The organism is Bacillus sp. FJAT-42376 (assembly GCF_003816055.1).
Lineage (GTDB): Bacteria > Bacillota > Bacilli > Bacillales > Bacillaceae > Metabacillus_B.
The window spans coordinates 2,012,775-2,039,207 of the sequence record NZ_CP033906.1; the positions used below are offsets into that span (position 1 = coordinate 2,012,775).

Here is a 26,433-nt window from a genome sequence, read left to right on the forward strand (position 1 = left end):
TGATTTTGCGTTCCCGGGTTTTAAGCGTATTTTCAAAGCTTCATGGTGATTCTGATTAAAATGCCCAGTCTCCGCTGCGGAAGACCGGTTCGCGGGTTCCATCTTCTAAAATACCGTCAATATCCATATCCTGAGAGCCAACCATAAAGTCAACGTGTGTCATACTGCTGTTCACACCGTGCTTGGCAAGTTCATCCCGGTCCATTTTCTTTCCGCCTTCGATATTGAACGCATATCCGCTGCCGATTGCGAGGTGATTGGATGCATTTTCATCAAAAAGGGTGTTGTAAAATAAGACACCGGACTTTGAAATCGGGGAGTCATAAGGAACAAGAGCGACCTCTCCGAGATAGTGGGAACCTTCATCCGTATCAATCAGCGTATTTAGAATCTCTTCACCGGTCTTAGCCTCTGCTTTCACGATTTTCCCGTTTTCAAACGTAATCTGGAATTCGTCAATCAGATTTCCGGCATAGCTCAGCGGTTTTGTGCTGGATACGACTCCGTTTACTCCCGTTTTAACCGGTACGGTGAAAACTTCTTCTGTCGGCATGTTGGCCATGAATTCTGCACCCTGCTCGTTCACGCTTCCGGCACCTACCCACTGGTGCTTCTCATGAAGCTCAATCGTTAAGTCCGTTCCTTTTGCTTTGTAATGAAGAGCTTTATATTTTTTGCTGTTCAGATAATCTACTTTCTTATGCAGCGAAGCATTATGCTCGATCCATGCCTGAACCGGATCTTCTTCGTACACCCGGACCGCCTTGAAAATAGCGTCCCACAGTTTTTCAACCGCTTCTGTTTCACTCGAATCAGGGAATACTTTTAATGCCCAGTCTGCTGATGGGGCAGCAATGACGCACCAGCTCATTTTATCGGACTGGACATACTGGCGGTAGCGGTCCAGTGCTTGTCCTGCTGCTTTATTGGCGGCGGAAATTCTTTTCGAATCCACACCTTTAAGCAAATCCGGATTAGCAGAGACGATACTGATAAAGGCTGCATTTTTTTCGGCGAGTTCAATTCGTTCTTTTGCCCTGTGCATAGGATATTCCTCGAACACTTCATCTGGCGCCAAGTCGTATTTAAGCCTTGAAACGGTATCATCCATCCAGTCCACAATGACGTTTTTAGCGCCTGTTTCATACGCTTTCTTGACAATCAATCTTGTGAACGCTGCTGTATCAATGGCAGCATGTACAACAAGGGTTTGTCCTTTTTGGATATTTACGCCGACTTTAACAACCAAATCAGCATATTTTTCTAAGTTCTTCTGAAAGTCAGACATCACTATGCCCCCTCTTATTTTCTATCCTCACTATTTTAGCAGACTTATGAGAATCTTCAAAAGAAATCAACAGAAAATGTTATCCAATCGGATTACTTTATGCAGGGTGACTGTAAGATGTACAATAGAAAAAGACTAACAGCAGAGGTGAATACGTTGACATTTCTTGAAACTCAATTCATACGGACAGAAAAGGAAAAACAGCTTTTCAAAAAAGCGAAAGACCTTTCCGCCGTTTTTTTTGAACGGGCCGATTTACATGACCGCCATGCGACCTTTCCATTTGATAATTTTGAAGACTTGAAAAAAGAAGGGTTTTTATCGCTGACCATACCGGAAACACATGGAGGAGAAGGGATTTCCTTATACACATTCCTCCTTCTTCAGGAGAAGCTTGCAGAAGGCGATCCGGCAACGGCCCTGTCTCTTGGCTGGCATCTTGGCCTTTTCCTGAGCCTCAGGGAAACCGGTAAATGGAAGCCTGAGTTATTCAATCGGATTACAGCTGAAGTCGTTCAGTCCGGAAAGCTTGTCAACAGTGCAGCGAGTGAAGCGAAAACAGGGAGTCCTGCCAGGGGGGGCAAGCCGGAAACCACGGCTGTAAAGCAAGGGGATCACTGGGTGATTAACGGAAAGAAAATTTTTGCTTCACTCGCTCCCATCCTCGATTACTTCATTGTAACAGCGACGATCGAGGGTACCGGGGATATTGGAGAATTTCTCGTTCCAAGAGAAGCAGACGGTGTAAGGATTGAAGAAACATGGGATACAATGGGCATGCGCGGTACGAGGAGCGATGATTTAATTCTTGATCAGGTAAGGCTTGAATCGTCTGCCTGGATCGGGAACCGCAGCAAGCAGGCTAAACCAATGTCCCAAGGCTGGCTTCTGCATATTCCTGCCTGTTATTTGGGCATTGCCATTGCAGCAAGGAATGAAGCCGTCCGATTTGCGCGCGTTTATCATCCAAACAGCCTCCCGCATCCGATCATGGAGGTTCCGGAAGTAAGACGAAAGGTGGCAGAGATGGATATCAAGCTCCTTTCAGCAAGACAGCTGATGTATGCAATGGCAGAAAAATGGGATGAGAATCCCGGAATCCGCACGGACCTTCAGACCGAACTCGCCGCAGCTAAATACGTAGCGACGAATGCAGCAGTGGAAGTGGTCGATCTCGCTATGAGAATTGAAGGGGGACAAAGCTTGTTCCGGAATAAGCCGCTTGAACGGTTTTACAGGGATGTCCGGGCAGGCCTTCATAACCCGCCATCAGATGATATAACCATTAAAATCATGGCGGACAGGGCGTTTTCGGAAACAGAATAGAGTATCGGGATTTGCTGATTTCATGTAACCTATAGCTAGAAAGAGTTTTCTGGAGGTTTTGATGATGACCTATATGATGGGTGTGGATATTGGAACAACTAGCACAAAAGCGGTGCTGTTTGATGAAAATGGAACGGTTATTTCCAAGTGCAATACGGGATATCCGCTATATACGGAAGCTCCTGGTGAAGCGGAACAGGATCCGGAAGAAATTTTTCAGGCCGCTGTCCGCTCGATCCGGGAGGCGGTTAAAGATGCAGGTGTATCCAAAGAGGAGATACGCTTTGTCAGCTTCAGCTCTGCTATGCACAGTCTGATTGTCATGGACAGCAGCAATAAACCGATAACCCGCAGTATCACGTGGGCGGACCAGCGCAGTGAGGCATGGACGAAAAAGCTGAAAAAAGAATGGAATGGGCACGAAATCTACTTGCGGACGGGAACTCCCATTCACCCGATGTCGCCGCTGTCAAAAATAATCTGGCTCAGGGAAGATAAGCCTGAACTATTCATGCGGGCTTCGAAATTCATTTCCATCAAAGAATACGTCTTTTTCCGTTTATTCGGCAAATACATAATCGATCATTCCATTGCGTCTGCAACAGGTCTTTTTAATTTGGCAAACCGGAATTGGGATACAGAAGCACTGGAGATAGCGGGAATTTCAAGTGATCAGCTGCCTGAGCTTGTCCCGACAACCTTTCAATTGAAGGGGCTCAATCCCGAATTTGCTTCTGAACTGGGCCTGCAAGCGGATACCCCGTTTATCGCCGGAGCGAGTGACGGAGTATTATCCAATCTTGGTGTAAACGCGATTGATCCGGGTGTCGCAGCCCTTACAATTGGGACAAGCGGGGCGATCCGAGCTGTTACCGACCGGCCGGTTACCGATCCTAAAGGACGCATTTTCTGCTATGCGCTGACTGAGGAGCATTGGGTCATTGGCGGGGCTGTCAACAATGGAGGGATGATCTTTCAATGGCTGAAAGACGAACTCTGCCAGTCAGAAGCGGAAGCAGCTGAAAAACTCGGCCAGGATCCGTATACGTACTTAACCGGTATTGCCGCTAAAGTCCGCCCGGGGTCAGAAGGCTTGATCTTCCATCCTTACTTGGCAGGGGAAAGAGCTCCTATATGGAATGCCCATGCGAGAGGGGCTTTTTTCGGGCTCGGGCTTCATCACAAGAAAGACCATATGATCCGTGCTGTTTTGGAAGGAATCAATTATAACCTGTATACGGTTCTCCTTGCATTGAAGGAATTGATAGGCATTCCCAAGAAGGTTCATGCTACAGGAGGGTTCGCCCAATCTGAGTTTTGGCGTCAGCTGCTGACTGATATTCTTAACCAGGAGGTACTGATTCCGGAGAGCTATGAAAGTTCTTGTCTCGGCGCTGTTATTTTAGGAATGTACGCACTTGGGGAAATAGACTCGCTTTCTGAGGCAAAACGCTTTGTCAGTTCCAATATTCGCCTTCTTCCGGATAAGGAATCCGCTCAGGTGTATCAGGAATTGATCCCGATTTATATCCGCCTCGCCCGTATGTACGAAACAGAATTTGAAGAAATCGCCGCCTTTCAAACGAAATACGGCAAAGAAGAACTTCCTGAAAGTGCAAAATAGGAAACGGATTGAAATGCCGGGTTATGTACCGTGCAGATAAAAAGCCAGCCTGCTGAAATTTATGCAGGCTGGCTTTTAGCTTATCTTTAACTTTTTGGTCCCGCTGCAGGTTCTATGACAGGCGGTGAGCCTCTAAAGCCTGCCTGCCAATCAGCAATAGCCTCATGCCTGAACAGAGCTTTGGCTGGTGATTGAGCGGACTTGTTCCCATTCTTCCTTTAAAATTGCCATTTCGTATAAACTCCAGTATTCGTTTTTTATTTTTCGGCAGTCTTTTAAATGGCCTTCAATGGAAAAACCGGCTTTTTTATAGCAGGAAATGGCATTTTTATTGAAATCAAACACACCAAGTGTGACCCGGTGCATGTTCAGTTCCAGAAAGGCAAAGTTCAGTGCCTGCTGAACGAGCGCGAGCCCGTATCCTTTTCCTCTCATATCCGGAGCGGCCATTACTTTGCTGATCCGGCACGATTCATTTTTTAAATCGATATTGGAAAGACATATATGGCCCGCATTCTTTCCGGTAATCTCCTCTATCCCTTTAAATACCCTCTGATTCGGCACGTGGACATACGATTCAATCTGTTCGAAATTGATCGGGTACAAAAATCCCGGACCGCCCCATTGCATTAGAAATTCCTCAGAAGGAATCCAGCTGACCAATTCAGCTGCATCCCCCATAGTAAACGGTTCTAAGCGAATCATATAGAAACCTCCCAGTATCTTTTTCATTGTAATTCGCTTTTTTAAGCCAAAATCCTTTTATCTTTGAAGGAAATCGAATATTCGTATAGAATCAAGTAAGGAATTGAGGTGACCATGATGATTGATATTCAGGCATATTATGATATCGACTTTTTTAAGAAAGCGGCTCTATCCTTTCTTGAAACACAGGAAATAGAAAACAACGTGGCTCTCGGCATCCTGCTGGACAAAAATTCTTCCAGTCTGCAGCCGATACATATGAGCATGATCCGCAAAGATGGAGAACCGATTGCGGTCCTTCTTCAAACCCATCCAAAGCAAGTGCTAGTTTCAGCAAAAGCGGGCTTAGAGGAAGAGGATTTGCTGCTTGCCGGAAAAAGGATCGCCCAGGTATACAGGTCCGTACCTGGACTGCTTGGGGAAAAAACAGTGACGGAAACACTGGCAAAAAGAATTGCCTCCCTTACTGGTAAAAGGGCATATACGGCAATCGAACAGCGATTGCATAAATTGACGGAAATCGAAAAAACCGGGAATCCGGGGACAGGTAAAAAGGTGCTGCTCACATCCGAGCACCGCCCTTTAATCAGCCAATGGGTGTTCGATTTCTGCCAGGAAGTAAATGAACAGGCAACGATGTTTGAGGCCGATGAAAAAGCAGATGAAATGATCCGCAAAAAAAGTCTGTACGGATGGGCCGATGAAGGTGAAATTGTCTCCATGGCCAATTGGTCACGCCCGACGAAAACGAATGTGAACATTAACTACGTTTATACACCGCCAGCACACCGTAAAAAGGGCTATGCCACAGAATGTGTCATGGAGCTGACGGAACAAATGCTTGCAAGCGGATTCGAAACAGTCAGCCTGTTTACAGATCAGGCGAATCCGACCGCCAATAAAATTTATGCCGAGATTGGATACAAACCTGTCCAGGATTTTGCCAAAATTTTATTTGAAGAAAAACCGAAAAAACCAGCCGGATCATGATCCGGCTGGTTTCTTTTTGGGCAGAGCAGGGGGTGCCGGGCGGCAGAGAAGCATTGAGGCAGGAAAAGAACTGCGATGCCAGGCGAAATCTCTTTCAGAAATCCCGTTCTCAGTGTTATATTTCCGATTCCCTGCCTTTCCGCGGCCAGAGCGTGTAGCTGAAACTGTATAGAAAATCAGCAGCGAGTATGAGAGACCAGTAATTTACAGCTGTCTGCAGTTCTGCCGTTCTTGAAGAATCCCCAATAAGTGCAATCATACCAAAAAGAAGAGCGCAGCCTATTGCCCAGGCTAGAAAATGCCGGTACCAGCCGGCCCGTTCTCTCTTGGCATGTGATTTTCCGAGCTTATGCGGTTTTTCAGGTGCAGGGCCTCCTGCATAGCGATGGGCGAAGCGGATGTCAGCCCAGTGGATCATTTTATGGCCGAAAGCGATGGTTGAACCAATATAAATGGCCGCAACGGCATGGACAAATTCAGCATCTTTCCCGGATTGTAAATCAATGATGGTCGCTCCAAGCAGAATCAGATCAATAACCGGTGTACATAAGAGCAGGACCGCTCCTGTTTTTTTCATTCGAAGCAGATAGCGTGCTGCCAATCCGGCGAGGACAAAAACCCAGAATCCTATTTCGCACGCGATAATAAGCCAGCCAATCATTCAGCATTCTCCTTTTTAGCACATCTGTGTTAAAAACAAAATAACACAACTGTATTAAAAAAACAAGATGTGTTAAACTACAAACATGCCTAAATTTGTAGATCACGAAAAACAAAAAGAAAAAATAGCCGAAGCAGTATGGAGAATTGTTGCAAGGGATGGAATGGAGCAAGTGTCTGTCCGGAATGTGGCAGAAGAAGCCGGTTTTTCACCTGGATCGATGCGCCATTATTTTTCCACTCAATCAGAATTGATCCTGTTTACGATGAAATCTATATCTGAAAAAATAAGGAAAAGAGCGGAAGGCGCTGTATTTACAGGTAACCATCTGGAAGATATGGCCATGCTTCTCGAAGAAGCACTTCCGCTTAACGGTGAAAGGAGAACGGAAACGGAGGTATGGTTTGCTTTTATCGTAAAAGCTTTTACTGACAAGGTTCTGGCTCCGCTCAGCTCTGAAATTTACGATGAATTAAAGAAAGGAGTTACATTAATCATAACAGGGCTCATTCAATTAGGAATGGCAAAAGATGACCTGGATGAAGAAATGGAAATCGAGCGACTGTTTGCTTTAATCGACGGCATCGCCATTCATGGAGTGATCAGACCGGAGGATTGCGATCCTGAAAAGATGAGCAGAATCGTCCGCCATCATCTGAAATCTCTTTGTAAATGAAGGTTGACAGATAAAGGAAGGTCTGAATATACTATAGGTACTATTTGCAGAAGGGAATGAATCTGGGCCAATGAAGCTGTAATCTTATTTTCTGACGTTTCTTTAATAAAAAGGAACCAAAAGAGAGTAGGATTCGTGCGCCCATTTTTCATTCTAAAGCCGTCAAAGTATTTTTTGGCAAAGGCTTTTTTGAATATGGCATTCGTTTTCCTCTCCAGGTTCCTGAGAGGTTTTTTTGTATTCAAAAAAGGATTGGGATGTGAAGCGTATGCTTTTGATGAAAATAAGAAATATAAAAAAAAGCTTTGGTGACCGGGATATTCTAACGGGATTGGATTTGGATATAGGGTTAGGTGACAGAATTGGTCTTGCGGGATACAACGGTACCGGAAAGACGACATTCGCGAAGATTCTTGCGGGTATCCTCCCGTTTGATGACGGGTTTATAGATGCTTTCGGGAAAAAAGTAAAAATCGGTTATCTGCAGCAGTCGGTTGATTATACGGATGAGATCCTGAACGTTCAGCATCATTCTAAAGAATGGCTGAAATCTGCAAAAATGCTTGGAATCGGTTCACTGGAAGAGAACCGTGAAAGAAAGCATTTAAGCGGCGGTGAAAAATTAAAGGTTGCATTGACCAACGTGATGCAGGGAAATCCGGATTTGCTTATCCTGGATGAACCGACGAATCATTTGGATTTGCTCGGTATCAAATGGCTGACGTCAGAATTGCAGCGTTTCAGCGGGACGGTCCTGATTATTTCTCATGATCGTTATTTTCTTGATCAAACCGCAACGAGAATTGAAGAGCTCGACGATGGAAAGCTCATTTCCTATGACGGAAACTACTCAGCTTACAGGAAAGAGAAGCAGCGAAGGTTTGAAATTCAGGAGAAGGATTATGAGCAGCAGCAGCGGTATAAAAAACGGATTGTCGGCCAGATGGAAAATTTGAAGAAATGGTCGGAGAAAGCTCACAGGGAATCCACCAAAAGCAAGACGAATGAGAAGCTTCCGATGGGCTATAAAGAAACCCAGAGAGTGAAGGCCAAGAAAATGGATATCCAAATCCGGTCCAAAATGAAGCGGCTGAATGCCGAATTGGAAAAGAATAAAGTCGAAAAGCCGAAAGAAGATACGAGCGTGTATTTTGACTTTACCGCTTCGCAAAAACGGGGGAAACGGATTCTTGAAGCGGCCGGCGCTGCAAAAGCATTTGGGTCAAGAACGCTGTTCCATCCCAGCCACTTTTATATGAAACACGGAGAAAAAGCAGCACTTCTCGGACCGAATGGAAGCGGAAAAACAACCTTTTTAAATATTTTATTAGGAAAAGAGGAGCTTTCAGACGGAGAAATCTGGTTCAGCGATTCTCTTAAGATCGGCTACTTGAGCCAGGAGGTTGAAGACTTAAACGAAAACCAGACTCCATTTGAGGCTTTGGGATTAACAGACCGTGATACAAAAAGCAGGGCGATGGACATCAGTGCGCATCTGGGATTATCGGAAATGATGGACCGCAGGATTAGTGAGCTCAGCCTCGGTCAGAGGACGCGGGTAAAACTGATCGGGCTGCTTTTGCAGGAACTTGATATGCTCATTCTGGATGAGCCGACCAATCATCTGGATCTTCCATCAAGAGAGCAGCTGGAGGAAACGCTCAGCCTGTTCGAAGGCACGCTGCTGATCGTTTCTCACGATTACTATTTTTTGGAGAAGCTGGCGGATTGTCTTTTGGTAATAGAAGAGGATCAAGTAATCCGCAGATATGGAATGACTCTGAAAGAGTGGGAGATAAAAGATTCAGGCGTCGGCCGGCAGGATGAGGATGAGAGACTTCTCATTCTTGAAACGGAGCTTTCAGCCGTCCTTGGAAAGCTCAGTCTTCTGCAGCCGGGGGATTCAGGGTATGCAGAACTGGATGAAAAATTTACACAGCTGATGAAGCAAAAAAGGGAAATAGTCAATTGAAGAAATAAGACATTCGAGGAACGGAATGGTACAATCGATTCAATAAGCATGTCCGAAATAAGCGGGGGCTGAAAATGGAAACTATTGTTGAACAAGTCATGCAGATCCTGCCAAATCAGAAGCCGGTCATAATTGGCATCAGCGGAATCAGTGGATCAGGGTATGAGGAACAGGCGCGGTATTTGCAGGGGGAACTCGTGAAACAGGGGCTGCTTGTTCATTTTGAGCAATTACTAGAGGAAGAAGTGGAGATGGACCCTGAAAATCCAGCCAAAAGCTGGTATGAACAAGCCATGCCCGTACAGAAGGCGAAAGCGGCGATTGAAAAAGCAAAGCAGCACCGGGAATGGGACATCGTTCTTGCAAGCGGTCCATTTCTCCTGAAAAATACGGTTAATGAATTATTCCACACATCCATTTGGGTGGACTGTTCCAGACAAACGGCAAAAGAAAGAGAAAAAGCCGCGCAGCAAAAAAATATCGAGTGGAGAATGGGAGCCCATCACATTCATACAATCATTGATGAACCTAAGCAAAAAGCAGATCTGGTGATGATTAACGATCCCCGTCTGCAAGAAGGCCCACAGACGATTCAGCAGGGATTTATTGGCGGAAAATGGATGCATGAGCCTTCAAGCTGGAACATCAAAAATGAAAGAATGACCGTCAGCGCAGAAGGGGTCACAGACTTCTGGCAAAAAACCCATTACGGCTTCCAGAATGATAATGGCCATTTTTATTACATGGAAACAGACTTGGATTTTGTCATGACTGTAACGGTAGAAGGCAATCCGCAGCATCAGTTTGATCAAGCGGGTTTGATGGTTCGCCTTGATGAAAACAATTGGCTGAAAACATCGCTGGAGCATGAACTGCACCATCTTCCAAAACTTGGAGCGGTTGTGACTAATTTTGGATTCAGCGATTGGTCGACCCAGGAATTAATGGACGCTCCATCGGAATTGCAGTACAAAATTACCCGGACAGGCCAGGATTATCTTGTGGAAGTATGGCTAAAAGACAGGTGGCAGCAGCTTCGGGTAGCAAGGCTTCAGAAACCTCATGAAAAGGTCATGTGCGGCATATACTGCTGCAGCCCTATTAAAAATGGCTTCATAGCAGAATTCAGCGGTTTCAGGATTGAAGAAAACGTATAATTATGTAGGCGGCAGTTCGGGCAGTGATCCGGCTGCTCTTTTTTTATTTCCTAAGGTCTCACGGCGATATTCTTCTCCTGTTGTCGCTCAGCCGGCAAATTTGCGAATGAGACACTCATTCCTCCAAGTATGATACCGGCAAGCGCTAAACTGATGACAATTCTTCTTCCTATATCTCTCATCATTCCAAACCTCCACATGCACATTTGAAAAATCCTTTCCAAATATAAGGCAGGGACAAGCTGTTTGAAAAGGTGTTTTTTTATTTTTTTTAAAACTTTGTTAAACTTGGCAATTGACTGCAGCTAGCAGGCACTCGCTTATCCCTGGGGGACGCCCTGCCGCTTTGCAACTGCGGGGTCTCACCTGTCCCGCCACTCTCAAGCTTTGAGTCTCGCACCTTCCGCTCCAATCAACATCAGACGTTAACAGATCCTTATAAAAAGAGAAAATACGCCTGCCCGGTCTGGATGCATGGCAAAATAGGATAGGAGATTGAAGTTTCATAGCACGAAACTCTCAATTCGCCGTGTCTATGCAACTCATTCTTTCATACGATACAATAGAAAGAGTGTGCCGGATAAAAGGAGGAACATGATGGAGCCGAAATGGTTAACGTGGGCAAAGGAGATTCAGTCATTGTCGCAGGCAGGACTTGCTTATTCAAAGGATCCGTTTGATCTGGAAAGGTTTGAGCGGCTGCGCGAACTGAGTCAGGAAATAGTCTCAGAGTATACGGATGTGCCGATGAACAAGCTTCCGGGACTGTTTGCAAATGAGACGGGCTATCAGACTCCGAAAGTTGACTCGAGAGCCGTTGTGTTTCAGGATAATAAACTATTGCTTGTACGGGAAAGGATGGACGGCCTCTGGTCTCTTCCGGGCGGCTGGGCAGATATAGGGTTAACTCCGTCGGAGAATGCAGCGAAGGAAGCGTTCGAGGAGTCTGGTTTAAAGGTAAAGCCGAAGCGTCTGATTGCGGTAATGGATAAGAAGTGCCATCCTCATCCGCCCGGAGCCTATCATATCTATAAAATGTTTTTCCTGTGCGAGAAGACGGGAGGCAGGCTTGAAACAGGCCTGGAAACGCTTGATGCAGGATTCTTCCCTCTGGATGGACTCCCGCCGCTGTCTCTAGGAAGAATTACAGAAAGTCAGATTCAGATTTTATTTGAGTACTGCTGGGATGGACGAAAAGAAGTTTATTTTGACTGATGCGGGAAGCCGGATTAACTTCCGGGCCCGGACATATTAAGCGGAAATGGACAGAATCAGCCGTGCGATTAATAGAAACAGACTGACAATCGTTACAAGGTTGTGTATAATACGTTTGTACAAATTTTTATATCGATAAGATGTAGGTGCTGATTTTTATCAGCTTAAAAGGGAAGCCGGTTTAATTCCGGCGCGGTCCCGCCACTGTAAATGGGAGTGACCTGCTTGATTCCACTGTGCAGATTTGCATGGGAAGGAAAGCGGGGAGCGATGATCATGAGCCAGGAGACCTGCCTTGCATCTCGTCACCGCATACCTACGAGGATAGGATGGTGTTACCGTTGACCGGAAAGTCTTTTATTGACTTGTGCAGTCTCCATAACATAAACCGTCATCTCCTTTTGCCAGGGAGGTGTTTTTTGTTTTCGCCCCGTTAAATTTGGCTGTTGATCATGGCGTTCTGAGGCGCGGTCCGGACTGGCTCTATGCGCCTGCGGTGCTGCAGGGAAGGAGTCTCCCGCCTTCCGCTCCGATAACCGGGTATCAGCACCCTGCTTTAACACAGCTTTTGTTTTACAGCCGGCAGTAAGATGGCCAAAGATGGCAAAAAATTGAGGATGAAAAATCATGGAGGCTAAAAAATGAATAGGTTGTTTTCCATATTTACAGTGCTGCTTCTGACAGCGGGAATCATTTCAGGCTGCGGTCAGGATTCTGCTGCACCGGAACAAATGAATGAAAAGCAAACGGCTCAAAGTGAAAAAGCGGAGTTTCCAGTAAAAATCAAGGATGCATCCGGAAAAGAAGTAACGATTGAAAAGGAACCCGGGAAAATCGTGTCTCTTATTCCGAGCAACACGGAAATTCTATTTGCAATGGGTCTTGGCGATAAGGTTATCGGTGTAACGGATAACGACAACTATCCGGAAGAGGCTGTAAAAAAAGAAAAAGTCGGCGGAATGGATTTTAATGTTGAAAAGATTATCGGCTTGCAGCCCGACTTAGTCCTGGCGCATGAGTCAGGTGCCCACAACTCAGCGGACGGCCTGAAGCAGCTGGAAGATGCCGGGATTAAAGTCATCCTTATTAAGGATGCTCAGAGCTTTGATAAAGTATATGAATCGATCGACATGATTGGACAGGCTACCGGAGAACGGGAAGAATCAGGAAAAATAGTTGAAGGCATGAAAAAAAAGCTGGCAGAGATTAAAGAGAAAGCTTCCGCTATCCCAGAAGATCAAAGGAAAAGCGTATTTGCAGAGGTGTCTCCTTCACCAGAGATTTATACAGCCGGTAAAGATACATTTTTAAATGATATTCTGACGACGGTTGGGGCGAAGAATGCTGCTGCAGGGCAGTCCGGCTGGCCTAAAATGTCAGAAGAAGCGATTGTGAAGTTGAATCCGGATGTCATTGTGACTACATACGGCTACTATAGTCCGAACCCTGTAGAGCAGGTCATGAGCAGAAAAGGCTGGGAAAGTGTGACCGCAATCAAAGAAAAAGCAGTTTTCGACGTGCACTCGGATAAAGTGACAAGACCGGGCCCGCGTTTAATTGAAGGAGTAGAAGAGCTTGCGAACGCAATCTATCCGGACGTATTTACAAAATAACCGCATCATTCCCTATGCTTTCGCACTACTGTTTTTGGGGATTTCTTTTATAGCCGCTGTTTCGATTGGAACAGCGGCTATTTCTCCTAAGGAGATTGTGTCTGCTTTATTTGGAGGACACGCTGCTTCTGATGCGAATCAGAATATCCTCATGTCAATCCGGTTTCCCCGTGTGATCCTGGCAGGACTCGTAGGGGCATCCTTGTCGCTTGCCGGTGCAGCCTTTCAGGGACTGCTTCGGAATCCTCTTGCAGATCCTTATACCCTCGGGGTTTCATCCGGAGCATCCCTTGGAGCCGTGTGTGTGATTTATTTTGGAATCCATGTTTTTGGAAACTTTACACTTCCTGTGATCAGCATTGCTTCAGGCTTTGCGACCATGCTTGGCGTACTCGGTTTTGCTTATATTGCTCAAAGGCGAACATCCATGGAAACGATGATTTTGGCAGGGGTCATTTTTAATTCTTTTCTCGGTTCCTTTATCTCTTTAATCATTGCACTAAGCGGAGAGGAACTTCGCCAGGTGATGAACTGGCTTCTCGGGAGCGTATCAATGAGAGGCTGGCCCTATGTTCAGATGATCCTTCCGTTTACCATTCTGGGTGCCATCGTTCTTCTCATGCATACAAGGGAGCTGAATGCTTTTTCTTTCGGAGAGGACCGGGCGCGGCATATCGGGGTCAATGTGAAGCGGAAGCAGCTCATGATTGTGATTTCAGCTTCTATGCTTACAGGTTCCGCGGTAGCCGTTTCCGGCACCATCGGATTTGCAGGTCTTGTCATTCCCCACATGACAAGGTTTTTATTCGGCAGTGATCACCGCCATCTTCTTCCCTTATCGATGATCATCGGAGGGGGGTTCTTAATTTTGGCGGATTTACTTGCCAGGACACTGATAACACCGGTTGAGCTCCCAATCGGAATTATTACGGCGATTGCCGGTGCGCCGGTATTTGCTTTTATTTTAGCAGCGAAGAAAAGACGGTCTTAGGAAAGGAGGTCCCAGAAATGATTGAAGTTCAGCTTGTATCCGGGGGATATGAGAAAAAAAATGTATTGAACGGAGTCAGTTTTTCTGTCAGCAAGGGAGAGTTCTTTGGTATTCTCGGCCCTAACGGGAGCGGCAAAACGACGCTGATGAAAATACTGTCCGGTATTCATCCGGCTTCAAAGGGAGAAGTCCGGATTAAAGATCGTCCGGTCGGCTCCTATCAAACAAAGGAGCTGGCGAAGGTGATGGCGGTTCTTCCCCAGCTTACCCATACAGCCTTTGATATGACGGTGAAGGAGGCGGTAAGTATTGGCCGCTATCCTCATCAGGCCCGGATTTTGCCAAGATGGACGACTGAAGATGAACAGCTCGTGCATCTTGCCATGGAAGATACAGGAGTGGCGGAATTCGCACACAGGTCCATTCAGGATTTGAGCGGGGGAGAACAGCAGAGAGTCTTTCTCGCTCAGGCTCTTGCCCAGGATCCGGATATCCTGCTGCTGGATGAGCCGACCAACCATTTGGATCTTGCGTTTCAGCAGAGCCTCCTTTCGAGGCTGAAGGGGTGGACAAAGAACCGGAACTTGACGATCGTTTCCATTTTTCATGATTTAAATATGGCAAGTCTGTATTGTGACCGTGTGCTCCTTTTGGACAAAGGAAACGTATCAGGGATCGGAACGCCTTATGATGCTCTGCAGGAGCCCTCTTTAAAAGAAGTGTACAAAGCGGGGATTAAACGCCATTATCACCCTTCCCACGAAAGTCCACAGGTTATTCTGGATTCCCCGGCCGAACAGGGGAGAGAGCTGGAGATTACTGAATCCATGCTTGCAATCCGGCCTGAATACATAACATTAAAAGCCCCATTCCCACTAAAGACCATTTCTTCGGCAGTTGTTCATGCAGGAATAGGCTGGTATACAACCTTTTTGAACCGGCATGTCGGCGTGAATGATCCATGCGGTGATCCGCAGCTAGACTTAATCCGGTTTATCCAGTCAAAAGGATTTGATCCGAATGAAACGGTCGGTATGATGACGGCCGTCATGCTTGAGGATGCAAGCGTGAAAATGACAGAGGGGGATGGATTTTCGATTTTAACCGTCGTTACTGCGGGAACCGGAAACGCGGCGGATGCTTCCTGCGGATCAGCGGGACTGAGTGTTTCACCCGGAACCATTAACACTTGGGTGTTTGTGAACGGAATTTGTTCAGATGAAGCGTTCTTACAGGCCGTCATCACCGCTACAGAGGCAAAAACACGGGCGCTGGCTGATTGTCTCATCCAGGATCCTGTAACGAAGACCATTGCAACCGGAACGACAACGGACAGTGTTCTCATTGCCGCTACACAACAAGGCAGAAAGCTTGCTTATGCAGGGACGGCCACTGACCTGGGAAGAGCTATTGGAAAAAGCGTTTATGAATGCACCTCGGAGTCCATCAAGCTATACCTGAAGAGGAAAAGCCGTGCTTAATCATCTTGCGGCTTTAACGATAGCCGTCCTGCTGGACCGTATACTCGGAGATCCCCCATCGATGCCCCATCCTGTCAGGTGGTTCGGCCGGGCGATTTCTTTTCTCGAAAAAAGGATGAATAAGGGGAGCTGCAAAAAAATGAAAGGCGTCCTTATGGTTCTCGTTCTTCTTGTGGCTGTTCTTATAGTGGTCATACCCCTTCAGCATATATGTTACGGGTTTCATCCCGCAGCGGGGATCCTGTTTGAAGCTGCTGTTATCTTCACTAGCATTGCTCAGCGGAGTTTAAAAGAGGCGGCGCTGGATGTGGAGGCTCCTCTTAGAACGGGAGACATTAAAAAGGCGAGAATCAAGCTTTCCTATATAGTAGGGAGAGAGACGGATGACCTTCAGGAAAGCGAAATCGTGAGAGGGACGGTTGAAACGGTTGCGGAAAACACGAGTGACGGAGTAACGGCCCCCCTTTTTTGGGCCGCCATTGGCGGTGCTCCGGCTGCTCTTTTATACAGACTGGTCAACACGCTTGATTCAATGGCTGGATACAAAAGTGAACGGTTTTTTAAATTCGGCTGGGCTTCCGCAAGGCTGGATGATGTCTTGAACTGGATTCCGGCAAGGATAACGGCTGCGCTGATGCTGGTTTCCTGTAAAGGGATTGGACATTGGAGCAACGTATCCGCTGATGCCAAAAAGCATCCAAGTCCGAACAGCGGATGGGGAGAAGCGGCGGCCGCTTATTTGCTCGGGATTGAGCTTGGCGGGATGAATACGTATGAAGGCATTCAATCTGAAAGGGCACGGATGGGAAGGCCTGATCATCCGCTTACACGGATTCATATCCTGCAAACCGTTCAAATCATGAACCGGACGGTTATTGCTTTTATTGTTTTGTTATGGATAGGAGGATTGTTTCTTGAATTTACCGCATCATGGATCTAACCCGAAGCATGTATATAACAGCCTTCAGCTGAAGGCTCCACAAAACATTCTTGATTTCAGCGTCAATACAAATCCATATGGACCTCCGAAGTTCATTCATGAAAACTGGGAAGGATATAGTGCCTGTATTCAAGATTATCCGGATCCTGATGCGGCAGAGCTTTTAAAGGCTCTCTCAGTGAAAGAAAAGGTGCCGGAATCCTTTATTCTGGCAGGAAACGGTGCAGCGGAGCTTATTTTTCTTCTTGGACAAATGCTCAAGGGACAGGATGTATTAATCATTGAACCGTCTTTTTCCGAATACCGCCAGGCACTTGAAGTGCAAGGAGCTTCGATTGATTCTCTCGTGCTGCTCGAAGAAAACAACTGGGACCTGGATTCAAGAATTTTCACGATGATGGAAGGGAAAAAAGCTGTATTTCTCTGCAGCCCCAATAATCCGACGGGGAAAGTATATAGCCGTTCTATTCTTTTGGATGTTATTGAGCAGGCGGAAAAGGCCGGAACCCTCGTTATTTGTGATGAAGCGTTTTACGATTTTGCCGAAAATGAACCGTCCGTAGTTTCTGAGCTTCACCGTTATCCCAATCTGATCATTTTAAGGTCAGTCACGAAAATGTATGCACTCGCAGGCCTGAGACTTGGCTATATCCTTGCGGAGCCTTCGATCATCGGGGATTTGAAAAAGAGGCAGCCCCATTGGAGTGTCAACGCGCTCGCACAGGTGATTGGAAGGGTGTGTGCAGCAGACGCAGAGCACGCACAAAAAACAAGACTGCTGATTGAACTGGAACGCAAAAGAGTCATGAGGGAACTGTCTTTGATTGGAATCCGGGTATACCCAAGCAGCACCAATTTTTATTTAATCGCTGCTCCTAAAGAGGAAGGGCTTTTCCGTTTTCTTTTGGAAAAGGGGATAACCGTGAGGCATACTGAAAATTTTGCCGGTCTGAATGGAAACTACCTGCGGATTGCGGTGAAGCTTCCGGAAGAAAACGATCAGCTTATCCAAGCGCTTAAGGAGTGGAAATATTGCTGATTTTCGTATCCGGGGGCGTCAGAAGCGGGAAGACCTCTTTTGCGGAACGTCTCGCAAAGGAGGCAGCAGGGAAAAAAGGAAAACTGAACTACATTGCAGCAGGACGAGCGGCCGATCAGGAAATGGTAGAAAGGATTGCGAAGCATCAGCAGGAACGTTTTTCATCCGCTTTACCCTGGCATACATATGAACAGCCCCGGGATCTGCATCTCCTTTCAAGCCAGTTTACAAAAAACGATATCGTCGTCGTCGACTGTCTGACGACGTGGCTCAACAATGAAATGTTCTCAGCCAATCCGCCTGAAGAGGTATCCAAACACTTGCTCATGGGCATTCAGTCTCTTGAGAGAGCATGCAGTGTGCTGATCCTTGTGTCCAATGAGCTGTTTTATGACGCACAGCCATACAGCAAAACGGTTCTGGCTTATCAGGCTGCGCTGGGGGAAATTCATCAGGATGCCGTAAGAAAGGCGCAATCCGCCTTTCTTGTTGAGAACGGAATTCCGGTTTTAATGAAGGGGGCAAGGCAGTGAAAGGACTCATGCTTCAAGGGACTTCTTCAGATGTGGGGAAAAGCCTGCTCGTGACCGCTTTATGCAGAATATTTGCGGATAAAGGTCTGAATGCCGCTCCTTTCAAATCCCAAAATATGTCCAATAATTCCTATGTAACACTTGATGGACTTGAGATCGGAAGGGCACAGGGCATTCAGGCTGAAGCAGCAGGCCAGGAAGCGAATGTGTATATGAATCCGATTCTTTTGAAGCCTTCAAGTGACATGGCTTCTGAAGTGGTGCTTTTCGGAAAACGGGATCAAGTCTTGTCCGGCATGGACTATAGAAGCAGCTATTACGAGAGAGGGCTTCAGGCAATTGAACAATCCATCTATGAACTCGGCAAAAGGTATTCCTATATCATTGCGGAGGGAGCAGGATCTCCGGCGGAAGTGAATTTAAATGACCGGGAGCTGGTCAATATGAAGGTTGCCGAGCTCGCCGATTTGCCGGTTATTCTTGTTGCCGATATCGAACGGGGAGGCGTATTTGCAAGCATTTTTGGTACGCTTGCCCTTTTGTCCCCGAAGGACCGAAAAAGGGTAAAGGGATTGATAATCAATAAGTTTAGAGGGGATATCGAGCTGTTTAGGGAGGGAAGAGAGTGGCTGGAGGCAGAAACAGGCGTACCTGTTCTCGGAATCGTTCCATTTCTTCACGGTCATATGATTGAAGGAGAGGACTCGCTTTCCATCACCTCTCTGTTTCCGGTGAAAAGAAAATTTGCTATTGACCTCGCAGTCATTAAATTGCCTTACCTTTCAAATTACACCGATTTTGAACCTTTTCTTTTTGAGGAGGATGTCAGAATCAGGTTTATAGACAGGCCGGAAGATCTGGGAGAACCTGATGCAATCATTCTACCGGGAACGAAAAGTACAATCTCAGATTTGGAGACCATTAATAAAAGCGGGCTGGCCCAGGCTATCCTCGAACATGCCCGGGCAGGAAAAGAAGTGCTTGGAATCTGCGGCGGGTATCAGATGCTTGGAGAGAGGCTCATTGACCGTTTTGGCATGGATACGGGAGTGGAAGGATATGAAACAGCTGGCCTTGGACTGCTGCCTGTTTATACTGAATTCCTGAAGGAAAAAGAAACGATTCGCAGATCAGGCCGAACCGCAAAAACATGCCCTCTCGGACAATGGACGGTAAAAGGCTATGAAATTCATATGGGGAAAACGTACGGCAGCGGATTCGAGCCGTTCCTTGAATTTCCCGGCGGCAGCGGGGATGAAGGAGCTACAGCGGGATTTGTGACAGGAACCTACATGCACCACCTGTTTTACAATGATGGCTTTCGTACGGCCTGGCTGAATCACCTTCGGGAGAAAAAAGGGGCCGGAGCGCTCCGCTCAATCAATCTTGAAGCATTGAAGGATGAGCGCTACAGCCTCCTGGCAGAACAAATCGAGCCGCATCTCGATATGGAGAGAATCATGGAAATGGCTGAAGGGGGCGCTTAAACGTGAAGACTCGAGTCGAAGGATTTCTGATTGCTGTTCAATTCTTTACAGCGATCCCTGTAAAGAAGTCTTTTGATATGGATCCTAAAAGGGTTTCGTATGCCGTAAGGAGTCTCCCGCTAACAGGGATAATCCTCGGTCTTATGATGATGGCTGCTTTATGGGGGATGAAGACCTTTTCCCCTTTCTCTGACCTTGCGTCCGCCTTTTTTGTTTGGATTTTGGCTATCATTCTGACGGGAGGTCTTCATCTGGACGGCTGGATGGATGCAAGTGATGCTTATTTTTCGTACAGAGATAAAGAAAAGCGCCTTGAAATCATGAAGGATCCAAGGACCGGCGCGTTTGGCGTTCTGTCTGTCCTTGTTTTGCTCTCTGCCAGGTTTCTATTTATCTACGAAATCACCGTCCGGCTGGAATGGATGGACTACTTTCTTGCGGCGGTCATTCCGCTGCTGTCAAGGATCGGAATGGGAATCCTGCTTGCCTGTGTTCCCCCGGCAAAAAAAGAGGGCCTGGCTTCTTTTTTTCATAGAGGCTTGGATAAGCGGAAGGTACTACTCGTTTTTTCTGGCTGGATTGTGGGTGCTGCCGTTCTTTTTTATGCAGCAGAACCGATGCTCGGCACTTTTTTTTTAAGTCTGGTGCTGCTGCTTTTCTGTTTTACAGCAGTGGCTGGATTCTTTATAGTGAAACAGTTTAACGGAGTTACCGGCGATTTGCTTGGGGCATCTGCGGAAGGAGGGGAAACGGTTTTATGGATGGGACTGTGGCTATTGCATTATTTCGCCATGGCATGACGGAAAAAAACAGCCGGCATGTGTACAGCGGCTGGACGGATGATCCGCTGTCGGATGAAGGAAAAGCCTTGCTTTCTCCAGTTAAAGGCTTTGATCCTGTCCTTTTATTTACGAGCGGTATGCTCCGCACGGATCAGACAGCAGATCTTTTATTTCCGGATGTTCCAAAAACCGCTGTTCCGGCTTTGAAAGAAATCCATTTTGGGAGATGGGAAGGACTTTCTTACAGGGATTTAAAAGAGGATAGGGATTATGCTCTCTGGCTTTCCGACATGGATCAGCATGCCCCTCCGGATGGTGAGAGCTTAACGGCTTTTAAAGAAAGGGTCATGGATGGCTGGGGAATGATCCGGGACCGGATACTAAGGAGCCATGCACCCTCTGCCGCTGTTATTTGCCATGGCGGAACCATCCGCCAGCTCATGACGGAATGGTCTGGTGATGCCAGAGGTTTTTGGGAGTGGAAGGCAGAGCCGGGAGCCGGGTTCATCATGATCTTTACACTTGAAGCACTTAGGAGGGGAGAGCCATGCATTTCGTTTCAGGAGGTGCCTTTAACGGCAAAGCCAAATGGGTAAGAAAACAGAGCTGGTGGAGTGAAGAAGCACTTTGGATCAGTGCATACAGGAATGATGAACTGCACCAGCCTTTCCGGACCCTGACAGTCATAGAGGGACTCGAGGAGTTCATCAGAAGAGATCTTATGGAAGCGGGGCAGCAAACCGCGGATACGTGGAGGTGTTTAATCCGGTATTGGCAGGAATGGGAAGAAGCGGCGGAGGAAAATAACCTAGTGCTCATAGGCACAGATATCTCAAAAGGAATTGTTCCGGCAGAAGCTGAAAACAGGCTTTGGCGGGATGTAACCGGCTGGGTTTATCAGGATATTGTCCAGCATGCCAAACGGGCCGATTTCATATGGTATGGCATTCAGACTCCGCTGAAGGGAGCAGGAAAATGAGGGATATCCAAACGTTTGAGCTCAATGAGAAAGAGTGGCTCGTTGCTGCAGCCGATAACGCAGGGGCGATCGGGGAAAGGGAGCTTGATCAGGTGAAGGCACCAATTGAAGTGACGGCTTCGCTGACCTTAAGAGTAGCACTGATGGAGTGCATGTCCGTTAAAGCCGTTCCCTTTTCAGTCCTGATTCATAATTTTATGGGAGATGAAGCATGGGGAAGGATAGAGAAAGCCTGCCTTCATCTATTGAAGGAAGCCCGGGCAGAGGGGGCGGCAATAGCCGGGAGCACGGAGAGCAACATGGAGATGGTGCAGTCTGCGCTCGGCATCACTGTGCTCGGAAAAGTGCGGAAAAAGGACTATCAGGCCGGCTGCACACCTCCCGATGCGGCGATCGCGGTGATTGGAGAGCCTTTAGTCGGGTCTGAAGTACTCGAAAAGAAAGACCGGATGATCCCTCTGTCCCTTTTTATGAAGCTTGTCAGCCACCCCGGAGTATATGAGATGATTCCCGCCGGTTCAAAGGGGATTGCCCATGAGGCCCTTATCCTGAATCCGCAGGCGAGACTCATAAACGGCGGCCTTGATCTCTATAAATCTTGCGGACCTGCAAGCTGTGCCGTCATTTCCTATAAAAAAAAGGATGAACAAGAATTGAAAAATCTTGCAAAGGACCTGTTTTATTCTGTTTCAGCGGCAGAATAATCAGGCTTTTTTCAAATTCTTCAGCATTTTTAAAAGCTTCTGGTTTTCTTCCGATACTTTGTAGCCCAAGTCTGCGGTTGTAAATTTTTTCGGTTTTTTTAAATTGTTTTTTTTATTTTTATGTTCCATGGCCAGGCTCTCTCCCTTGCAGCACATCATGCTATATTTATATGTTATGAATCTTGAAAAATATCCGGTATTTTGCCTATTTGGCCGGAACAGAATCCGGCGGAACAGCTATTTGAATGGAAGCGCTGCCGGTAACTTAAATATTTTGAAAAATAAAGATTGTTTTTCGAAAAAAAATCAGATAGTATGTAAGTGGAGTTAACCGGTTAACTAGGAGGAATCATGAAAAAGAAAGTAACGATAAAGGATGTTGCCAGGCATGCAGGAGTATCAAGTGCGGCCGTTTCCTATGTCCTGAACGGGAAAAACAAAGTCTCGGAAGAAACAAAAGAAAAGATTAAGAGATCCATAGAAGAACTGAATTACCTCCCTGATTTAACAGCGATCAGCCTCTCTAAGAAGCAGTCAAAGCTGATCGGACTGCTCAAAATTCTGAGCCGGGACTCCTTATTGCCTGTATTTCAGACGAATCTGTATTACAATGAATTTATTAGCGGAGTCGAAAGCGTGGCGAGGGGTTATGGCTATGATATTCTTCTGGCAGGAATCAGTGCGGCCGATGAATGCAGCCAATGGGTCCAGAGAAGGAATCTGGACGGCCTGATTGTTATGAATGCTTCCGGAGCGATTGTGGAGGAGCTGGCCCGCAATATCTCGATCCCCATTGTTCTTGTCGATGCCTATGATGTACCGGAAGGCAGCTACCACAGGATGAATATTGATGATGAAGAAGGAGGCTACCTGGCAGCTGAACACTTGCTCTCTCTTGGTCACACCTCCATTGCGATGGCTGTTGCAGCAGCGGAAAACAGTCCGGTTGATGAGCAGAGGATAGCCGGCTACAAAAGAGCTCTCAAAAAGTACAGCATCCCGTTCAAGCCCTCGCTTATTTTTGAAAGCGGTGACAGTACGCTCGAGTCTTCATTAGAGACGGGAAGACAAATCATGAACAGCGAGGAACCCGTCACAGCTGTTTTTGCCACATCGGATATTCTTTGTCTCGGCATTATGAGGCAATATGCTTCAGCAGGGAAAAAGATCCCCGATGATCTTTCGATAGTCGGGTTTGACGATTTAAATGTCAGTCAATATTTGTCTCCAAGTCTGACAACCGTCAGACAGGACATTTTAGCGAAGGGAATTCAGTCATCAGAGATGATTTTCTCCGCTCTTTTTCAAAATAGCCCCGGGACTTTCAAGAAGGTGCTGCCGGTTGAACTGGCGGTCAGGGAATCAACAGTCGCCTATACGTAAACGATTAACCATACTGGTTGATTAATAGATAGAAATTACATAAGGATGGTGCAGGAAATGAATGTAACAGTGTGGAATGAAAATCGTCATGAACAGCAAAATCCGGAGGTGCGCTCCATTTATCCCGAGGGGATTCACGGCACGATTGCAGGATTCCTTGAGGAAATGGGCCATCGTGTCCAAACGGCAACACTTGACGAGCCGGAGCATGGTCTGACGGACGAAGTCCTTCAGAACACAGACGTGATGATTTGGTGGGGGCATCTTGCCCATGAAGAAGTAGACGATGCCATTGTAGAAAAAGTGAAAAACAGAGTGCTTGACGGTATGGGGCTGATTGTTCTTCATTCCGGACATTTTTCAAAAATCTTTAAATCTCTTATGGGGACCGGCTGTGACTTGAAATGGAGAGAAGCAGACGAGAAGGAGAGGCTGTGGGTCATTGAACCAAGCCACCCTATTGTGGAAGGAATTGGAGAATACATTGAGCTTGAAAAAGAAGAAATGTATGGAGAGCATTTTGACATTCCGGCACCGGATGAGCTCATATTTATGAGCTGGTTTGAAGGCGGAGAAGTATTCAGAAGCGGATGCACATACAAGCGGGGCAGCGGAAAAGTGTTTTATTTCCGTCCGGGTCATGAAACGTACCCGACTTACCACAACAAAGACATTCAAAAAGTAATTGGAAATGCCGTTCAATGGGCGGAACCGGCAAAACGCGAAAAACCTGTATACGGAAATGCCCAGCCGCTTGAAAAAATTTCAGCAAAATAAATGAAGAGACTTTGAGGAGGAACTAGACATGAACAAAATCAGAATTGGCGTTATCGGCTGCGGAAGCATTGCAAGACACCGTCACCTTCCAGAATATGCAGCATTAGAGACCGTGGAAATTACAGCAGTATGTGACATTTTGGAAGAACGTGCAGAAGAAATCGCTTCTCTTTACGGAGCGGCTGCCTATACGGATTATCAGGATTTGATCTCGAGCGGGAAAGTCGATGCGGTGAGTGTCTGTACACCGAATTACCTTCACGCTCCTGTATCCATTGCTGCCCTGAAAGCGGGATTGAACGTCCTGTGCGAAAAGCCGATGGCCACTTCTAAAGAGGATGCGGAAGCGATGATTGCGGCTGAAAAGGAATCAGGGAAAAAATTGATGATTGCCCACAATCAGCGATTTACCGCTGCCCATCAGAAAGCACGCAAGCTGATTGAGTCCGGTGAAATGGGGAAAATCTACAGCTTCCGCACCGCATTCGGTCATCCCGGACCGGAAGCATGGAGCGTCGATGGAAAAGACAGCTGGTTCTTCCGCAAAGAAGAGGCGTTCATCGGAGCGATGGGAGACCTTGGTGTCCACAAAACCGATTTGATGCGCTATTTGCTTGGAGAGGAATTTACAGAAGTGGGAGCTTTTGTTCAAACAAGTGCGAAAACATTCGGGAACGTTGATGATAATGCGGTTTGCATTCTGAAAACAGGTTCAGGAATTGTCGGTACTCTTGCAGCGAGCTGGTCTTACACAGGGAAAGAAGACAATTCAACGATTCTTTATTGCGAGAACGGAATCATCCGCCTTGAAGATGATCCGGTTCACAGCATGGTGATTCAATATTCAAACGGCGATAAAGCTAAATTCGAGCTCGGCAAAATTCAGTCCAACGAAGAAGGCGGGCAAGTCTCGTCAAAAGTCATCGATCACTTCATTGCCTGCATTCTGGAGGATAAGCAGCCGCTTGTCACTGGAGAAGAAGGAAAGAAATCCCTTCAGGTCATTCTCGCTGCCCTTGAAGCGAATGAAACGAAAAAGATCGTTTCCATCAGTCAGGGTGTTATTGCATGAAAAAGCTGAAAATCGGCATAATCGGGGCAGGAGGAATCGCAACAGGACGACACATCCCTTCCTTTCAGCATTTTTCCGATCAGGCAGAAATCACCGCAGTCAGTGATATCAATGTCCATCGCGCCGAGGAAGTAGCAAAGGAATTCGGAATCCCGAATTTCTTTGCAGACTATCGGGAAATGCTGCCGGATGTGGACGCTGTCGCAGTATGCACTCCGAATAAATTCCATTCGGAAATTTCCATTCATGCCCTCGAAGCAGGCGTACATGTTCTTTGTGAAAAGCCAATGGCCCTTTCAGCAGCCGAGTGCAAAAAGATGATCGAAACAGCTAATGCCAATCAGAGAAAACTTGCGATAGCGTATCACTACCGGTATATGAAAGAATCACAGGCAGCGAAAAAAGTAATGATTACAGAAGAAATCGGGACCCCGCTTGTTGTCCGGATCAAAGCGCTTCGCCGCCGGAAAGTTCCGGGATGGGGAGTGTTTACGAACAAAGAATTGCAGGGGGGCGGAAGTCTGATTGACTATGGCTGCCATCTGCTTGATCTCGCCCTGTGGCTGATCGGCAATCCGAAAATTGTGGATGTAACAGGAAGTACGTATAATGCGCTAAGCAAAATTCCGAACCAGGTCAATTTATGGGGACACTATGACCATCAAACGTTCAACGTCGATGACCACGTGACGGCCTATATCCGGTTTGAAAACGGAACATCCCTGCTATTTGAAACATCATGGGCAACGAACATACGGGATGATGAAGAGCATCTCAGTATTTCAGGTGTAAACGGAGGAATCAGCGTATTCCCGATGGAACTGTACACGACGAAATATAACATGCTTTTTAACAGCCAGCCGGCTTGGATTCCGGGGGAGGATGATCCGGGAATCCTTCAGGCGAAAAATTTCATTGCTGCGTGCTTTAACGAAGAGGAGCTCATCGTAAAACCTGAAGAAGCCATGCAGGTTTCGGAAGTGATTGATGCGATTTACGAAAGCGGAAAATTCACGATAAAAGAATAAATCATAAGGG

At 46.7% G+C, this 26,433-nt stretch carries 27 protein-coding genes and 1 riboswitch; of the genes, 22 read left to right on the forward strand and 5 right to left on the reverse strand.

The genetic code is table 11. The features are described from left to right. Positions 1-55: 55 nt before the first annotated feature. On the reverse strand, positions 56-1,288 hold the full coding sequence (locus tag CEF21_RS10150; RefSeq protein ID WP_123915991.1) for an aminopeptidase: 1,233 nt from the start codon (positions 1,286-1,288) through the stop codon (positions 56-58). Between the two features lie 117 nt (positions 1,289-1,405). Between CEF21_RS10150 and CEF21_RS10155 the strand changes: the two genes are divergently transcribed. After that, a complete protein-coding gene (locus CEF21_RS10155) occupies positions 1,406-2,614 on the forward strand; it encodes an acyl-CoA dehydrogenase family protein (protein ID WP_123915993.1) in 1,209 nt (402 codons plus the stop codon). Between the two features lie 73 nt (positions 2,615-2,687). Beyond that, complete coding sequence (gntK, locus tag CEF21_RS10160) at positions 2,688-4,238, forward strand: gluconokinase (protein WP_123920135.1); 1,551 nt, start codon at positions 2,688-2,690, stop codon at positions 4,236-4,238. A 162-nt stretch (positions 4,239-4,400) separates the two neighbouring features. On the opposite strand, the gene CEF21_RS10165 is transcribed toward gntK, so the two are convergent. Continuing rightward, positions 4,401-4,943 carry a GNAT family N-acetyltransferase gene (locus CEF21_RS10165; protein ID WP_123915995.1) on the reverse strand — a complete coding sequence of 181 codons (543 nt, stop codon included), beginning with the start codon at positions 4,941-4,943 and terminating at the stop codon, positions 4,401-4,403. Positions 4,944-5,057: 114 nt separating this feature from the next. Between CEF21_RS10165 and CEF21_RS10170 the strand changes: the two genes are divergently transcribed. Continuing rightward, entirely contained in the window at positions 5,058-5,933 is an 876-nt protein-coding gene (locus tag CEF21_RS10170) for a GNAT family N-acetyltransferase (protein ID WP_123915997.1), read from the forward strand. A gap of 115 nt (positions 5,934-6,048) precedes the next feature. Here the strand turns inward: CEF21_RS10170 and CEF21_RS10175 are convergent, their stop codons facing one another. Then, complete coding sequence (locus tag CEF21_RS10175) at positions 6,049-6,594, reverse strand: hypothetical protein (protein WP_123915999.1); 546 nt, start codon at positions 6,592-6,594, stop codon at positions 6,049-6,051. Positions 6,595-6,679: 85 nt separating this feature from the next. On the opposite strand from CEF21_RS10175, the gene CEF21_RS10180 reads away from it, so the two are divergent. The 3 genes from CEF21_RS10180 to CEF21_RS10190 all read left to right on the forward strand — a co-directional run bounded on the left by CEF21_RS10180 (position 6,680) and on the right by CEF21_RS10190 (position 10,399). Continuing rightward, the gene (locus CEF21_RS10180; protein WP_123916001.1) at positions 6,680-7,270 is read left to right on the forward strand and encodes a TetR/AcrR family transcriptional regulator; all 591 of its coding nucleotides are present in this window, start codon (positions 6,680-6,682) and stop codon (positions 7,268-7,270) included. Positions 7,271-7,505: 235 nt separating this feature from the next. Beyond that, positions 7,506-9,242 carry a ribosomal protection-like ABC-F family protein gene (gene abc-f / locus CEF21_RS10185; RefSeq protein ID WP_346773374.1) on the forward strand — a complete coding sequence of 579 codons (1,737 nt, stop codon included), beginning with the start codon at positions 7,506-7,508 and terminating at the stop codon, positions 9,240-9,242. A 74-nt stretch (positions 9,243-9,316) separates the two neighbouring features. Next, the gene (locus tag CEF21_RS10190) at positions 9,317-10,399 is read left to right on the forward strand and encodes a DUF1349 domain-containing protein (RefSeq protein ID WP_123916003.1); all 1,083 of its coding nucleotides are present in this window, start codon (positions 9,317-9,319) and stop codon (positions 10,397-10,399) included. 50 nt (positions 10,400-10,449) lie between these two features. On the opposite strand, the gene CEF21_RS21580 is transcribed toward CEF21_RS10190, so the two are convergent. Further along, on the reverse strand, positions 10,450-10,584 hold the full coding sequence (locus tag CEF21_RS21580) for a protein YkpC (protein WP_241156811.1): 135 nt from the start codon (positions 10,582-10,584) through the stop codon (positions 10,450-10,452). 412 nt (positions 10,585-10,996) lie between these two features. Here CEF21_RS21580 and CEF21_RS10195 point away from each other — a divergent pair, with 412 nt between their 5' ends. The 12 genes from CEF21_RS10195 (at position 10,997) to CEF21_RS10250 (ending at position 22,163) form a co-directional block, all read left to right on the forward strand. After that, the gene (locus CEF21_RS10195) at positions 10,997-11,614 is read left to right on the forward strand and encodes an NUDIX hydrolase (RefSeq protein ID WP_123920139.1); all 618 of its coding nucleotides are present in this window, start codon (positions 10,997-10,999) and stop codon (positions 11,612-11,614) included. Positions 11,615-11,741: 127 nt separating this feature from the next. Then, a riboswitch (cobalamin riboswitch) is annotated at positions 11,742-11,927 on the forward strand. Positions 11,928-12,255: 328 nt separating this feature from the next. Further along, a complete protein-coding gene (locus CEF21_RS10200) occupies positions 12,256-13,227 on the forward strand; it encodes an ABC transporter substrate-binding protein (RefSeq protein WP_123916005.1) in 972 nt (323 codons plus the stop codon). Further along, positions 13,190-14,218, forward strand: coding sequence for a FecCD family ABC transporter permease (locus CEF21_RS10205; RefSeq protein ID WP_123916007.1), 1,029 nt, complete (start codon positions 13,190-13,192; stop codon positions 14,216-14,218). Before CEF21_RS10200 ends, CEF21_RS10205 begins: the two co-directional genes overlap by 38 nt. A 17-nt stretch (positions 14,219-14,235) precedes the next feature. Further along, on the forward strand, positions 14,236-15,699 hold the full coding sequence (locus CEF21_RS10210; RefSeq protein ID WP_123916009.1) for an adenosylcobinamide amidohydrolase: 1,464 nt from the start codon (positions 14,236-14,238) through the stop codon (positions 15,697-15,699). Continuing rightward, positions 15,692-16,639: an adenosylcobinamide-phosphate synthase CbiB gene (cbiB, locus tag CEF21_RS10215; protein ID WP_123916011.1), complete on the forward strand. Its 948-nt coding sequence runs from the start codon at positions 15,692-15,694 to the stop codon at positions 16,637-16,639. The genes CEF21_RS10210 and cbiB overlap by 8 nt, the downstream gene beginning before the upstream one ends. Further along, positions 16,614-17,678, forward strand: a complete 1,065-nt coding sequence (gene cobD / locus CEF21_RS10220) for a threonine-phosphate decarboxylase CobD (RefSeq protein ID WP_123916013.1) — start codon at positions 16,614-16,616, stop codon at positions 17,676-17,678. Before cbiB ends, cobD begins: the two co-directional genes overlap by 26 nt. Further along, entirely contained in the window at positions 17,672-18,211 is a 540-nt protein-coding gene (locus CEF21_RS10225) for a bifunctional adenosylcobinamide kinase/adenosylcobinamide-phosphate guanylyltransferase (protein ID WP_164462149.1), read from the forward strand. Before cobD ends, CEF21_RS10225 begins: the two co-directional genes overlap by 7 nt. Then, positions 18,208-19,698 (forward strand): cobyric acid synthase, encoded by a 1,491-nt coding sequence (locus CEF21_RS10230; protein ID WP_123916017.1) that lies wholly within the window; start codon positions 18,208-18,210, stop codon positions 19,696-19,698. Before CEF21_RS10225 ends, CEF21_RS10230 begins: the two co-directional genes overlap by 4 nt. A 2-nt stretch (positions 19,699-19,700) precedes the next feature. Continuing rightward, positions 19,701-20,498 carry an adenosylcobinamide-GDP ribazoletransferase gene (gene cobS / locus CEF21_RS10235; RefSeq protein ID WP_123916019.1) on the forward strand — a complete coding sequence of 266 codons (798 nt, stop codon included), beginning with the start codon at positions 19,701-19,703 and terminating at the stop codon, positions 20,496-20,498. After that, positions 20,456-21,076: a histidine phosphatase family protein gene (locus CEF21_RS10240; protein ID WP_123916021.1), complete on the forward strand. Its 621-nt coding sequence runs from the start codon at positions 20,456-20,458 to the stop codon at positions 21,074-21,076. Before cobS ends, CEF21_RS10240 begins: the two co-directional genes overlap by 43 nt. Beyond that, positions 21,028-21,459 carry a bifunctional adenosylcobinamide kinase/adenosylcobinamide-phosphate guanylyltransferase gene (locus CEF21_RS10245; protein ID WP_123916023.1) on the forward strand — a complete coding sequence of 144 codons (432 nt, stop codon included), beginning with the start codon at positions 21,028-21,030 and terminating at the stop codon, positions 21,457-21,459. The genes CEF21_RS10240 and CEF21_RS10245 overlap by 49 nt, the downstream gene beginning before the upstream one ends. Beyond that, positions 21,456-22,163: an ATPase gene (locus tag CEF21_RS10250; protein ID WP_123916025.1), complete on the forward strand. Its 708-nt coding sequence runs from the start codon at positions 21,456-21,458 to the stop codon at positions 22,161-22,163. Before CEF21_RS10245 ends, CEF21_RS10250 begins: the two co-directional genes overlap by 4 nt. On the opposite strand, the gene CEF21_RS21720 is transcribed toward CEF21_RS10250, so the two are convergent. Next, positions 22,164-22,292, reverse strand: a complete 129-nt coding sequence (locus CEF21_RS21720) for a hypothetical protein (RefSeq protein ID WP_277423934.1) — start codon at positions 22,290-22,292, stop codon at positions 22,164-22,166. A gap of 222 nt (positions 22,293-22,514) precedes the next feature. Between CEF21_RS21720 and CEF21_RS10255 the strand changes: the two genes are divergently transcribed. From CEF21_RS10255 to CEF21_RS10270, 4 genes are read left to right on the forward strand one after another with little or no spacing between them, the layout of a single operon-like run. Beyond that, positions 22,515-23,546 (forward strand): LacI family DNA-binding transcriptional regulator, encoded by a 1,032-nt coding sequence (locus tag CEF21_RS10255; RefSeq protein WP_123916027.1) that lies wholly within the window; start codon positions 22,515-22,517, stop codon positions 23,544-23,546. Positions 23,547-23,603: 57 nt separating this feature from the next. After that, on the forward strand, positions 23,604-24,323 hold the full coding sequence (locus CEF21_RS10260) for a ThuA domain-containing protein (protein ID WP_123916029.1): 720 nt from the start codon (positions 23,604-23,606) through the stop codon (positions 24,321-24,323). A 28-nt stretch (positions 24,324-24,351) separates the two neighbouring features. Further along, entirely contained in the window at positions 24,352-25,395 is a 1,044-nt protein-coding gene (locus CEF21_RS10265; RefSeq protein ID WP_123916031.1) for a Gfo/Idh/MocA family protein, read from the forward strand. Continuing rightward, on the forward strand, positions 25,392-26,423 hold the full coding sequence (locus CEF21_RS10270) for a Gfo/Idh/MocA family protein (RefSeq protein ID WP_206427808.1): 1,032 nt from the start codon (positions 25,392-25,394) through the stop codon (positions 26,421-26,423). The genes CEF21_RS10265 and CEF21_RS10270 overlap by 4 nt, the downstream gene beginning before the upstream one ends. Positions 26,424-26,433 lie beyond the last annotated feature (10 nt).